This window comes from Lentzea sp. NPDC004782 (genome assembly GCF_040609115.1).
GTDB lineage: Bacteria > Actinomycetota > Actinomycetes > Mycobacteriales > Pseudonocardiaceae > Lentzea.
The window spans coordinates 40,630-52,762 of the sequence record NZ_JBEXJN010000040.1 but is presented as its reverse complement, the minus strand read 5'-3'; the positions used below and the strand labels follow the sequence as shown (position 1 = coordinate 52,762).

The 12,133-nt window shown below is 70.8% G+C and carries 13 protein-coding genes; 6 read left to right on the top strand and 7 right to left on the bottom strand.

What is annotated here, in order from left to right; translation table 11 throughout:
* Window positions 1-105 precede the first annotated feature (105 nt).
* Complete coding sequence (locus ABZV40_RS31370; RefSeq protein WP_355449531.1) at window positions 106-729, bottom strand: hypothetical protein; 624 nt, start codon at window positions 727-729, stop codon at window positions 106-108.
* Window positions 726-1,064, bottom strand: coding sequence for a hypothetical protein (locus ABZV40_RS31365; protein ID WP_355449528.1), 339 nt, complete (start codon window positions 1,062-1,064; stop codon window positions 726-728). The genes ABZV40_RS31370 and ABZV40_RS31365 overlap by 4 nt, the downstream gene beginning before the upstream one ends.
* Before the next feature lie 154 nt (window positions 1,065-1,218).
* Between ABZV40_RS31365 and ABZV40_RS31360 the strand changes: the two genes are divergently transcribed.
* Together ABZV40_RS31360 and ABZV40_RS31355 are read left to right on the top strand one after the other, a co-directional pair.
* On the top strand, window positions 1,219-3,105 hold the full coding sequence (locus tag ABZV40_RS31360; RefSeq protein ID WP_355449525.1) for a sensor histidine kinase: 1,887 nt from the start codon (window positions 1,219-1,221) through the stop codon (window positions 3,103-3,105).
* Window positions 3,102-3,743, top strand: coding sequence for a response regulator transcription factor (locus ABZV40_RS31355; RefSeq protein WP_355449522.1), 642 nt, complete (start codon window positions 3,102-3,104; stop codon window positions 3,741-3,743). The genes ABZV40_RS31360 and ABZV40_RS31355 overlap by 4 nt, the downstream gene beginning before the upstream one ends.
* Here ABZV40_RS31355 and ABZV40_RS31350 read toward each other — a convergent pair.
* Window positions 3,740-4,243: a hypothetical protein gene (locus tag ABZV40_RS31350; protein WP_355449519.1), complete on the bottom strand. Its 504-nt coding sequence runs from the start codon at window positions 4,241-4,243 to the stop codon at window positions 3,740-3,742. The genes ABZV40_RS31355 and ABZV40_RS31350 overlap by 4 nt on opposite strands.
* Window positions 4,244-4,536: 293 nt before the next feature.
* Here ABZV40_RS31350 and ABZV40_RS31345 point away from each other — a divergent pair, with 293 nt between their 5' ends.
* Window positions 4,537-5,910, top strand: coding sequence for an asparagine synthetase B (locus ABZV40_RS31345; RefSeq protein ID WP_355449516.1), 1,374 nt, complete (start codon window positions 4,537-4,539; stop codon window positions 5,908-5,910).
* Window positions 5,911-5,914: 4 nt separating this feature from the next.
* On the opposite strand, the gene ABZV40_RS31340 is transcribed toward ABZV40_RS31345, so the two are convergent.
* The 3 genes from ABZV40_RS31340 to ABZV40_RS31330 form a co-directional block, all read right to left on the bottom strand.
* Window positions 5,915-7,339, bottom strand: coding sequence for a hypothetical protein (locus ABZV40_RS31340; RefSeq protein WP_355449513.1), 1,425 nt, complete (start codon window positions 7,337-7,339; stop codon window positions 5,915-5,917).
* Window positions 7,340-7,348: 9 nt separating this feature from the next.
* On the bottom strand, window positions 7,349-7,966 hold the full coding sequence (locus ABZV40_RS31335) for a TetR/AcrR family transcriptional regulator (protein ID WP_355449510.1): 618 nt from the start codon (window positions 7,964-7,966) through the stop codon (window positions 7,349-7,351).
* Window positions 7,967-8,060: 94 nt separating this feature from the next.
* Complete coding sequence (locus ABZV40_RS31330; RefSeq protein ID WP_355449507.1) at window positions 8,061-8,648, bottom strand: D-alanyl-D-alanine carboxypeptidase family protein; 588 nt, start codon at window positions 8,646-8,648, stop codon at window positions 8,061-8,063.
* Between the two features lie 280 nt (window positions 8,649-8,928).
* Between ABZV40_RS31330 and ABZV40_RS31325 the strand changes: the two genes are divergently transcribed.
* The 3 genes from ABZV40_RS31325 (at window position 8,929) to ABZV40_RS31315 (ending at window position 11,719) form a co-directional block, all read left to right on the top strand.
* On the top strand, window positions 8,929-9,285 hold the full coding sequence (locus ABZV40_RS31325; RefSeq protein WP_355449504.1) for an SSI family serine proteinase inhibitor: 357 nt from the start codon (window positions 8,929-8,931) through the stop codon (window positions 9,283-9,285).
* 127 nt (window positions 9,286-9,412) lie between these two features.
* Complete coding sequence (locus ABZV40_RS31320) at window positions 9,413-10,510, top strand: ionic transporter y4hA (RefSeq protein ID WP_355449501.1); 1,098 nt, start codon at window positions 9,413-9,415, stop codon at window positions 10,508-10,510.
* Window positions 10,511-10,588: 78 nt separating this feature from the next.
* Window positions 10,589-11,719: a lipase family protein gene (locus tag ABZV40_RS31315; protein ID WP_355449498.1), complete on the top strand. Its 1,131-nt coding sequence runs from the start codon at window positions 10,589-10,591 to the stop codon at window positions 11,717-11,719.
* Here the strand turns inward: ABZV40_RS31315 and ABZV40_RS31310 are convergent.
* A complete protein-coding gene (locus ABZV40_RS31310; RefSeq protein ID WP_355449495.1) occupies window positions 11,700-12,101 on the bottom strand; it encodes a hypothetical protein in 402 nt (133 codons plus the stop codon). The two genes, ABZV40_RS31315 and ABZV40_RS31310, sit on opposite strands and share 20 nt — an antisense overlap.
* Between the last annotated feature and the right edge of the window lie 32 nt (window positions 12,102-12,133).

Here is a 12,133-nt window from a genome sequence, read left to right as displayed (position 1 = left end):
GCAGCGCCTATGGGAGCGCTCTCACACTTTCTAGCCGAAACCGGTTCCGCGCGAAACCGGTTTCAGCATTTCCGGTACGAACGAATCGGCCGAGATGGCTCGTGGCTAGGCCGAACGCGGCAACCCGGCTGCCTGGGCGGACAGTGCGTGCTGCGACCGTGACGCCTTGTCATGACCTCGTCCCGCCACCACGGCGACCGCCGCGAACCCGACGGCGTTCAGGCCCCAGGCGGCGAAGTCGAGCCCGTGACTGGTGACGACGACGGCGGCCACGAAGTGCAACGGCTGGGAGATCGCCGTGGCCGCCGCCGCCCAGCGCGGGAGGCCTGACTGCCACATCGCGGCACCCAGCAGGACCGTGCCGATCACGTGACCGGCCACGAACACTCCGGTCGCGGCGTCCAGGGCGGGATGGCCGATGGCGTGGCCGTTGAGCGCCGCCGCGTCCTCGGCGACGAGCAGGCCGATCGACAGGTAGGCGGGAACCAGCAGGACGACGGCTGCCGCGGTGGTTTTCGGGGCCTGCTCGCGGGTGGTGCGCGCGATCCGGAGCACCGCCGGGGCCAGGGTCAGCATGGCGACGAAACCGAGCCAGATCACCCAATTCTGGGCGTCCGGGTGCGCGGCCACCTTCTGCAGCACGGTGGCGTCGTCGTCGGTGGTGTCGTACGGGAGGATCAGCCTCAGGACCGCGATCGCGGCCGGGCCGATCGGGAGCAGCCACCTCATCGCGTCACCGCCGCGCGGCCCTTGAGCACCAGGGTGGCGCCTGCGGCGGTCAGCAGCACGGTGGCGGCGGCCGCGGCGATCGCGGGTGCGGGGACGTCCGGTGCGACGAACGCCGGCAGCGCGGTCGCGGCCGAGACGGCTCGCAGGACGATCAGGGGGAGGATCGCCCTCTGTGCGCCTCGCCAGGCCGAGATCAGCAGCACGAGGCCGGCCAGACCGAGGGCGGCGGAGACCAGGGCGATCGCCATGGGTGGGGACTGGCCGTCGGTCAGCAGGGGGAGCAGCAGGTCTGTCACGGAGAGCAGCCCGAGGACGAGCAGGCCGGTGCGGAACATCGGAGACCTCCAGGTTGGTCAGGTGACCGCAACTGTCGGCCTGGGCCTGTTCCCCGCACACCGGTGCGTGATCCGGCCGAGCCGGGAGTTTTCCCGGACGTGCCGGGATCGCGTTCCCGGGACACCGGGTCCCCGGCGCCCCACACTTACCGGCATGAACGTCGGCCGCGTCCTCGCGTCCGGCCTCGGCGCCCTGGTGGTGGCCGAGGCCGGCGCCGCCGTCGTGGTCGTGCTGCGGCTGGGGTGGACGTGGCAGCAGGCGCTGGACGCGTTCGTGGTCACGAACTCCGCGATGGCGCTGGCGTTCGCGGTCTGCGGGTCGGTGCTGGCGTGGCACCGGCCGCGCAACCCGATCGGCTGGCTGTTCCTCGCCGACGGGCTCGGGCACGCCACGACCGCGCTGGGCATGCCGGTCGACGACCCGCTGGTCGCGACGATCGCCGCGTACGCGTGGCCGTGGTCGATCGGGCTGTTCCTGCCGCTCGCGCTGGTGCTGTTCCCGGACGGGCGGCTGCCGTCGCGGCGCTGGCTGCCGGTGGTGGTCGCGATCGTGGTGACGGCGCCGTTGTTCGTGGTCGAGGTGGCGGCGGATCCGGCGGTCCCGGGCTACCTGAAGTTGCCGGGGTACGCGGAGCTCGGTCCGTTGTGGACCGTGTCAGAGACGCGGACGCTCGGGGCGTTGCTGGCCGGAGTTGTCGCGCTGGCCGTGCGGTACCGGCGGGGCGAGGACTCGGTGCTGTGGCTGCTGCTGGCGGCTTCGGTGGCGGCGGCGTTCGTGGTGCCGTGGTCGTTCGTGGCGGGCACGCCGGTGTTCGTGCTGCTCTCGATCCCGTTGATCCCGATCGCGGTGACCATCGCGATCGTGCGGCACCAGCTGCTCGACATCCGGCTGGTGGTGTCGCGGGTGCTGGCGTGGTTGCTGCTGTCGGCGGTGGTGCTGGGGGTCTACGCGGCGCTGGTGGCGGTGCTGGACCGGTTCGTGTCCGCACAGCTCGGGCGTTCGGTCGTGGCCACCGTGGTGGTCGCGCTGCTGGTCGCGCCGGTGTTGCCGCGCCTGCAACGTCTCGTCGACCGCGCTCTCTACGGCGACCGCGGCGATCCGGCCCGTGTGGTCTCACGGGTCAGCGAGCACCTGGCGGGCGAGGGGCTGGCCGGGGTCGTGGAGGCGGTGCGGGTGGCGTTGCGGGTGCCGCACGTTGCCCTGACGGCCGCCGACGTGACGTTGGCCAGCGACGGCACACGGCCTTCGAACGTCGTCGAAGTGCCGTTGGTGTATGACGGCGCGGTGGTGGGTGAACTGCACGTTGGTGTGCGCACTGGCGAGAGCACGCTCGGTGCCGCCGATCGCAACGTGTTGAGCCTCGTCGCGGCCCCTCTGGCCGTAGCCGTGCACGCGACGTTGCTCTCCACGCAGCTGCAGGCATCCCGAGAACGCCTTGTCACCGCACGCGAAGAAGAACGCCGACGCCTCCGCCGCGACCTGCACGACGGCCTCGGCCCGACGCTGACCGGCGTGGCGCTGAGCGCGGACGCCGCCACCAACCTGCTGGCCACCGACCCGGACCGCACCCGCAGCCTGCTCACCGGGGTGAGCGCGGACGTCCGCACGGCCATCGCCGACGTGCGCAGGCTCGTGGAGGACCTGCGCCCGCCCGCACTGGACGAGCTCGGCCTGCTCGGCGCCCTCCGCCAACGCGCCGAAACCCTCGTGCGCACACCCCTGCAGCTCCGGCTGGACGTGCCCGACACGGTGCCGTCGCTGTCCGCCGCGGTCGAGGTCGCCGCGTACCGCATCGCCACGGAAGCGTTGACCAACGTCGTCCGGCACGCGAAAGCCTCGTCCGTCGTGGTGCGATTGCGGTGCTGCGAAGAGCTTGAAGTGGAGATCACCGACGACGGACCGCCCAACGGCCCGTGGCGACCCGGTGTGGGGATGCAGGCGATGCGAGAGAGGGCGGCCGAGTTGGGTGGCGCGTTCGAGGCCGGGCCGACGGCCGAAGGAGGACGGGTGCTGGCGCGCCTGCCGGTGGAGGTGCCGTGACCGACATCCGCGTCGTGATCGCCGACGATCACCCCATCGTCCGCGAGGGCATGAGCGCGTTGCTCACCTCGCTGGACGGCTTCGTCGTCGCGGGTGTGGCCGCGACGGGACGCGAGGCGGTCCGCGAAGTCGTCACCACCCGGCCCGACGTCGCCGTGCTCGACCTGCAGATGCCCGACCTCGACGGCATCGCCGCGACCAAGGAGATCGTCCGCGCGGCACCGGGCGTCGCCGTGCTGGTGCTCACGATGTTCTCCGACGACGACTCGGTCTTCGCCGCCATGCGCGCGGGCGCCCGCGGCTACCTGGTCAAGGGCGCCGAGCAGGACGAGATCGCCAGGGCCATCCGCGCGGTCGCGGCCGGTGAGGCGATCTTCGGACCGGCGGTGGCGCAGCGGGTGCTCGGGTTCCTGACCGGATCGTCCACCCCGGACGTCCCGTTCCCCGAGCTCACCGGCAGGGAACGGCAGATCCTGGACCTGCTGGCCGCCGGGATGTCCAACGGCGCGATTGCCGCGCGGTTGGGCGTGGCGGCGAAGACGGTGGCGAACAACGTGTCCGCCATCTTCGCCAAGCTGCAGGTGGCCGATCGGGCGACGGCGATCATCAGGGCACGGGACGCCGGGCTGGGTCGTTAGCGCGCCGCCTTCGAGCCGTTGGGCGCGATGGCGAACCGGCCGTCCACCCCCTGCCCGGTCGTGTCACCGGGGTTCTCGTCGTCCACGTACCGGTACACGGGACGGCCGCCGATGGTGACCTGCTCCAGCCCGTCCGGCCGCATGAACGTCTTGAGCAGCGCGGGATCGATGTCCGGCGCGTCGAACTTGCCGCCCGCGGCCAGCAGCGGCGACCACACCAGCGTGCAGTCGGCCTCGACGCAGACCGACGACGGCGGGCTCGTGCCGTCCTTCTCGTCGAAGTAGAGCGTGTAGTGGTCGCCGTCGGCGACGACGGGGCCGAGCGCGGCGGACTGCTCGATCCGCAGGGTCGCGATGTCGTTCGGCAGGACCTGCGGCGGTCCGGCCACGGGGCCGGCGGCGGCCTCCAGTTCCTGCGGCGACGCGGTCTCCTCCTCGGCGGGCGGCGAGGAGCAGGCACCGAGACACAGGACCAGGGCGAAAACGGCGAAGCGGCTCACGCCAGGGACTACGGACGGAGCCCGCAGCCCGGTTCAGCGTCGCCACGTCTCGCCCTGGGTGGCGGTGGATGAAGGGCTCATTCATCCACCTGGCGTGGGTGAAGGGTTCCTTCATCCACGTCGCCACGTGCCTGGCGAGGCCTGCCCGCGAAGGTCGGCGCAACGCGTCGCCGCTTGAGTTCCTGGCATTGCACCCGAGGTCGATGAAGGAGCCCATCATCGACAACGGGTCGCGGCCGGAGCGAGGCCGTTCACTAGGCGTTCGCCAGCGCCGGAACCGGTTCACTTCCTCCATGGGTGGCATCACCGGATGGGTCAGCTTCGGCCAGGACCTCACCATCCGGCACGACGTGCTCGCGGCGATGACCGCGACGTTGCTGTCGCGCGGCCCCGACGCGGGCGGCCTGTGGACCTCGGAGCACGCGGCGCTCGGCCACCGCAGGCTCGCGGCGCTGGACCCGGCGCGCGGCAGCCAGCCGATGTCGGCCGGGCACGCGACCATCAGCTACGACGGCGAGGTCTACAACTTCCCGGAGCTGCGCGCGGACCTCCGGGCGCGCGGTCACCGGTTCACCACCGGCACCGACACCGAGGTCGTGCTGCGCGGTTACCTGGAGTGGGGGCTCGGCGTCGCGGAACGGCTCAACGGCATGTTCGCCTTCGCGGTGTGGGACGGCCGCGCGCAACGGCTCGTGCTCGTGCGCGACCGGCTCGGCGTGAAGCCGTTGCACTACCACCCGGTCGGCGACGGGGTGCTGTTCGCGAGCGAGCCCAAGGCGGTCTTCGCGCATCCCGCCACCCGCCGGGAGGTCGACGCGGACGGCCTGCGCGAGCTGTTCCTCCACACGCCCGGCCGCACGGTCTACAAAGGCCTGTACGAGGTCAGGCCCGGTACGGTCCTGACGGTCGACCGCGCCGGCGTCACCGAACACGTCTACTGGCGCCTGGAAACCGCGCCGCACCTGGACGACGCCGAGGAGACGGACGCGGAGATCCGCCGGTTGCGGCAGGACACCGCGGCACGTCAGCGCGTCGCGGACGTCCCGGTCGGCCGGCTCCGCAAGATCGGCACGACCGGGTCCGCGTCGAGGCACGAGCTGGTCCGGATCAGGGACGTGCCGCGCGGTCCGGGCGACATGGACTTCCCCTTGCTGGAAATCTTCCGGGCGGCGCGCGAACGGGTCGTGCTCCCGGAGGAAGGCGCCGACGACCTGTTCGGCGGGCACCGCCCGTTCGAACGCGCGTTGTTCCGCGAAGAAGTCCTCAGGACGCTCGACCTGGACACCTACCTCGCGGACAGCCTCGCCAGTGCGCACAACGAGATCGCGAGGTTGCCGGGAGAACCGGACGAGCACTGGCGAGGGCGGAGGTCGGCCCACCTGCACCTCACCCGGACCCTCCCGGTGATGCTCGACCGCATCGACCGGCTGAGCATGTCGGAGGGCCTGGAGGTGCGGCTGCCGTTCACCGACCACCGGCTCGTCGAGTACCTCTACAACGCGCGGATCCCCGGTGCTGCCGCACCATCCCTTGTGGACGGACGGCAGGTCGCACAGCTGCCGGGTGATCACCCCGTGTTCGATCTCGTCGATCCGTCACGGGTGACGGACCAGGCCCTGGACCTGGCCGCGTGGCTCGACGTCCACCGGCCTCACCTGAAGCTGTAGGACCTCACCACAGGAAAACCAGCCGCAGGAAGTGGACGACCAGGAACACCGCGGGAGCCAGCAGCAGGACCTTGCCGTACACCGCGAGCAGATGGCTGTTGGTCCGCGGTCCCAACGCCCTCTTGCGGGCGCCGGTCTGCTGCAGCGCGAGCTGGATCGCTTGAGCCACGTAGAAGACGGCCGAGCCGGGCAGCTTCTTGTCGCCGGGCAACGGTCCGACGGGTTGCACTCGCGGGGTCCGGTCCTGGGCGAACACGACCACGGCGGACGTCCACTTGCCCGGCACGGTCGGCGCTTCGGCCGGCACCGGCAGGTGGGCGTCCAGCCGTTCGGCGAGATCGGGCCGGTCGCCGGGGATGAGCAGGACGAGCTTGCCCGGCGGCTGGGTGGCCCGTGCCTGGTCGACCTCCCACCACACGCCGTCGCCGTCACCGAGCCGCAGCACGATGAGCTGCGACAGGCCCATCAGCTTCAAAACGCCGGTCTGCCAGTCGTCGCCGGGCAGGTAGAACCGCGCGGCGCCGAGGTGCGGCAGCGGTTCGCCCGGCCTGCCCACGGCGACCACCGGACCGAACGCGCCCAGCGCGCCGATCAGGTGCTCCTCCCGGGAGTGGATGCTCAGCAGGCCCGCCGACAGCGCGCCGGGCAGTTCGTCGACGACCGCCGCGTCCTGGTCGTCGCCGAAGCCGCGCAGGTACAAAACCGGTGCGCGCCAGTCGTTCCGCAGCGCCTGCGCCGCGCTTCTGGCCGCTCTGGGGCGCGAGTGACGCAGCACGTAGTAGGCGATGGGCAACGCCGCGATGCCGCCTACGAGGATGAGACCTCTTGCGGCCCAGGGAAGTTCGTAGGCACGGGTCGCTGCCACCACCGCCAGGAACCCGACGACCAGGAACGTGTAGCCGACAGCGTTGACCACCAGGAAGACCGGGCGCCGCCACCACGGCCGGGGCGGCACGTACTGGAGCACCAGGTCGACGACCTCGGCGTTGGCCTTCCTGCGGCGGTGGCGCAGGACGAGCGCGGCCGCGGTGAGCAGGGTGCCGGCGACGAGCCACGGCAGCGCCCGTCCCCAGGCGTCGGCCGCTCTGTCGTCGAACATCCGCTGGTCCTGCACGATCTTCTCGGCCACGTCGTCGGTGAACCGGCGGGCGAGATCCGCGTTGCCCTCGTCGGCCGCACCGGCGCCCAGGGAGATCGACACCTCCGCCTTGCTCCTGAACGATCCGTGCTCGTAGAACCAGTCGGCGGCCGCGCGGGTGCCGTTGGCGTCGGCCCGGTCCAGTGCCGCGACGAACGCGGCGTACTGCGCGGGGGCGTCGTGGAAGGCGTTGCTCTCACGCAGATCGATGCCCGCGGTGATGGCGAGCAGCAACGCCACGTAGACGACGACGGCGGCGATCGCCGTGACGAGCCGGGTAGTCGTCTGCACGCCCTCACGTTACGGCCGGGTGATCGCCGCCAACATGAGTTCGCGGATCTCCGTCGCGATCTCGTCCACCGCCAACGGCGGCTCGTGCGCCTGCCACTCCCGCAGCAGCCCGGTGACCGCCCCCACCAACGCGATCGCGGTCAGCCGGTACGACCGCCGCGGCGCCACCCCGGCCGCCGCCGCCCGCAGGGCCTCGGACTCGATGAACTCGGCCCACGTCGTCACCCACCGCACGTGCTGCTGCTCGATCTCCGTGTTCACGCCGACGGCCTCCACGTAGTTGAGGCGCGGCGCACGGGGATCGGCGGTCACGGTGCGCACGAAGACGTCCAGCAGTGTCGCGATCCGGGTGGACACCTCGGCGGTCTCCAGCTCGGTGAGCGCAGCGCGGACCCGGTCGAACGCCGTCGCGTTGATCAGGTCGTGCAGCTCGCGGAGCAGGTCCTCCTTGGAACCGAACTCCTCGTAGAAGTTCCGCGTGGAGACGCCGGCCTCCGTGCACAACTCGGTGATCTTGGTGGCGGCGAAGCCCGTGCTGGTGAAGAGCTCCAGGCCTGCCTGCAGCAACCGAGCACGCCGCTCGGCTCTGCGCTGCTCGGGCGACACACCGCCGTAGGCACGGGGCACCGGAGGGCTCCAATCGGTGATCGCGGCCAAGTGGTAATCCGGCTTGTCAGATTACGTCGGCGCAACCTCGCCCGCACCCCGGACGTCTGGACCTTCAGCTGCCGGTCGCGCTCTTCTCCAGCGCGGGGCAGCCCCCGGTGGGGTAGGCGGCGTTGTACTCGAAATGCCACTGCTCGTTTTCGTAACGGCGGCACCAGCCGAGGGTGCTGCCGTTTTTCTCGACCCATTTCGCCGATTCGATCGGCTGGATGTCGACCGCATAGCCGCGCACGTGCATCGAGCGGTCCGGCGGGTTCAGCACATAACGCGAGGCGAGTTCTTCGGTGCCGAACTTCTGCACGGCCTCGTCGAACTCCTTCTTCTGCTGCTGGCGGCTGCGCTTGCCGTCGTTCAGGCAGAGCTGGACGCCTTGCCCGGAGGCCCTGGCGCGCAACGACTTCCACGCCTGCAGCACCTCGGGGCGCAGGCCGTCCGGCGCCTCGTCGAGGTAGCGGGCGTCGATCGGGCACTTCGGCCCGTCCGGCGGTCCCGGCACCTCTTCCAGAATGGCGAGGGCCTTTCCGGGATGCCGGTCGAACACGAGCGTCAATCTGCCCAGGTAACCCAGCGCGCCGCCGGTGGAAACCACGAGTGTGACGATCAGCAGCACGCCGAACACGACGCGTCTGGAGGTCTTGGACATGATTTCGATAATACGTCTTCCCGTGGTGGTCTCTGTCCGCAACCCGTAACAGTCCGTCGGCGGCTGTGTCGCGGTGAACGTGGCGTGCGACACAGCCGTTCGGCCCAATCACGCTTTCGGCGCAACGCGCAAATGTGATCGGTGAACGGGTGCTGGCCCCTTTTGCATCGGCGAAACGTGATGGCAACATCTGCGGCGGCCGAGAACCGGCCCGCTTTTGTGAGGTCTCAGGAGGACCGCTTTCATGTTCGGCCGCTTTTTTGCGATCGTTGCTGTGCTGATGTCTGCTCTGGCCCTCGCCGGCACCGCGCAGGCCGCCCCGCCCGCACGTCAGGCGACCGCGCTGGTGCTCACCGTCCGGTACTCGGACGTCGAGGGCAACGCCGTCAAGACCACCGTGCTGACCTGCGAACGAGGTGATCGCCACCCGCGCAGGGCCCTCGCCTGCGCGAAGCTGGCGGCCGCCGGGGCGGACCTGCGGGCGATGCGGTCCGACAACCGCGCCTGCACGTTCATCTACGCGCCGGTCGAGGTGTCGGTGTTCGGCTTCTGGCGGGGCGAGCCCGTCGACGAGGTGCACACCTACCCGAACTCGTGCGTCATGCTGGCGCACACCGGTGCCGTGTTCGACTTTTAAAGTTCACGGCACCGGCCATTAATGTGCAGCGGGGCGCGGCAGGGGCGCTCCGCTGCACATTTTCTCGCATCGATTTGGGTGTTGCTCCGAATGGCGGCCGGTGCGGCCGCCGTGCGAGGGTGTGATCATGGCCGCCTCCTCGCGCTTCCCCGTGCTGTCCTGGACGACCATCGCTCCCGTGCTCGGCGTGCTGCTGCTCGCCCTGGCCTGGGGTCGTGACCTCGCACCCCTGCTCGTCGCCCTGGTCGCCGTCGTGCTCGCGACGACGGTGCTGGCGGCCGTGCACCACGCCGAAGTCGTGGCGCTGCGGGTGGGGGAGCCGTTCGGGTCGCTGGTCCTCGCGGTCGCGGTCACGATCATCGAGGTGGCCCTGATCGTCACGCTCATGGTCTCCGGCGGCCCGGAGGCCTCATCGCTCGCCCGCGACACGGTCTTCGCCGCGGTCATGATCACCACGAACGGCATCGTCGGCATCGCGTTGCTGCTCGGCGCCCTCAAGCACGGCACGACCCTGTTCAACGCCGAGGGCAGCGGCGGCGCGCTGGCCACCGTGATCACCCTGGCCACCCTCACGCTGGTGCTGCCGACGTTCACCACGACCACACCCGGCCCCGAGTTCTCCGGCCCGCAGCTCGCGTTCGCCGCCCTCGCCTCGTTGGCGCTGTACGCGATGTTCGTCTTCACCCAGACCGTCCGGCACCGGGACTTCTTCCTGCCCGTCACCGAGGACGGCGTGATCGAGAGCGAGGAACACGCCGAGGCGCCGTCGGGCAGGGCCGCGCTCGCGTCGCTCGGCCTGCTGCTCGTCGCCCTCGTCGCGGTGGTCGGCCTCGCCAAGATCGAGTCGCCCGCGATCGAGGCGGGCGTGCGGGCCGCCGGGTTCCCGCAGTCGTTCGTCGGTGTCGTGATCGCACTGCTGGTGCTGCTGCCGGAGACGATCGCCGCCGCCCGGGCCGCGTTGCGCGACCGGATCCAGACCAGCCTCAACCTGGGCTACGGCTCGGCGATCGCGAGCATCGGCCTGACGATCCCGACCATCGCGCTCGCCACGGTCTGGCTCGACGGCCCGTTGCTGCTCGGCCTCGGCCCGATGCAGATGGTCCTGCTGCTGCTCACCGTTCTGGTCAGCGTGCTGACGGTCGTGCCGGGCCGGGCCACGCGGTTGCAGGGCGGTGTGCACCTGGTGCTGCTGGCCGCGTTCCTCTTCCTCGCGGTGAACCCTTGAAGCCGAACAGCCTATTGCCCCGTTGCGACGTTCGGCCCTAGATTGCGGTAACGCCGGTTACCACAAAGGGGTCCAACGATGCAGCTCCGCGCCGTGCTCGCCGCCGTTCTCCTGTTGTCAGCCCTGGTCACACCCGCTTCGGCGGCCGCACCGGGCGATCTGGTCAGCAGTCAGGAGGTGGCCTGGCACCCGGAGCCGCTGAGGCTGTTGCCCGCTCCGGTGAAGGCCTACGACATCCGTTACCGCTCGACGTCGGCGACCGGCACGGGCAACGTCGTGTCCGGCATGGTCCTGGTCTCGCCGCTGCCGTGGACGAACGGCCCGCGCCCGATCGTCGCGTACGCGATGGGCACGCAGGGCATGGCCGACCGCTGCGCGCCGTCGCAGCAGCTGCAGAACGGCACGGAACCCGAGATCGCGTTCCTCGCGCAGGCCATGTTCAACGGCTGGGCGGTCGCCGTCACCGACTACGAAGGCCTCGGCACGCCAGGGGATCACACCTACGCGGTGGCCCGGTCGGAAGGTCGCGCGCTGCTGGACGTGGCACGTGCGGCGAGCAGCATCCCCGGCCTGTCCGCGGACGCGCCGGTCGGCGTTTTCGGTTACTCGCAGGGTGGTCAGGCGGCGTCGTCCGCCGCCGAGCAGTGGAAGTCGTACGCGCCTTCGCTCAACGTCGTCGGCGTCGCGGCCGGTGGGGTGCCGGCCGACCTGAACGCGGTCGCGAAGTTCAACGACGGCAACGCCGGGTCCGGGCTGGTGTTCGCGGCGGCGGCGGGATACGCCGCGGCCTACCCCGAGCTGCCGCTGGCCGAGGTGCTGAACGACCGCGGCCGGCAGGTCGTCGACCAGATCCGCGACTCCTGCGTCGTCGAGATCGCCCTGGTGGCACCGTTCACGCGGATCAACTCGCTGACCACGCGGCCGGACGTCATGCAGGACCCGGCGTGGCAGAACAGGTTGGTGGAGAACTCGCTCGGCTCGGTCAAGCCGGCCGCGCCCGTGTACCTCTACCACGGCACGGTCGACGAGCTGATCCCGTTCAGCGTCGGGCAGAAGCTGCGTTCGCAGTGGTGCGCGCTCGGCGCGGACGTGCAATGGACCGCGTTGCCGTTGCTGGGTCACATCGCGGCGGTCAGCGCGTGGGGCTCGAACGCGCTGAACTGGCTGGGCGACCGCTTCGCCGGCAAGGTCACCCGCCCCAACTGCTGATCACCGCGGCGGCGAGAGCCGGGAACCAGGCCACTGGCGCGATCCACGCGTGCGCCAGTGGCAGCGGCCTCTTCAGCAGGGACTTCACCGCCTGGAAGTAGGCGAAGCCCGTCGCGTCGGGGTGGCGCCTGCGCCAGCCCCTCACCATCAGCGTGTCGCCGAAGGCGTTGTGCAGGGTGAGCACCGCGAACCCGGTCCACGCCAGCACGGTCGTCCCCGCGGCCAGGAAGCCGATCCAGAACCCGAGCCCGACGAACGCGGTGACGAGGTGGTAGTAGGCGAGGGGTGGCACGTGTCTTCGCGCTCGCAGCAAACGCAGGAGCAACACGAGTCCGACGCCGATGTTGAGCACCCACCCGACCAGGGCGATTGTGGCTGTCATGAATCGACGGTACTACGTTCGTAGTGCCTCGT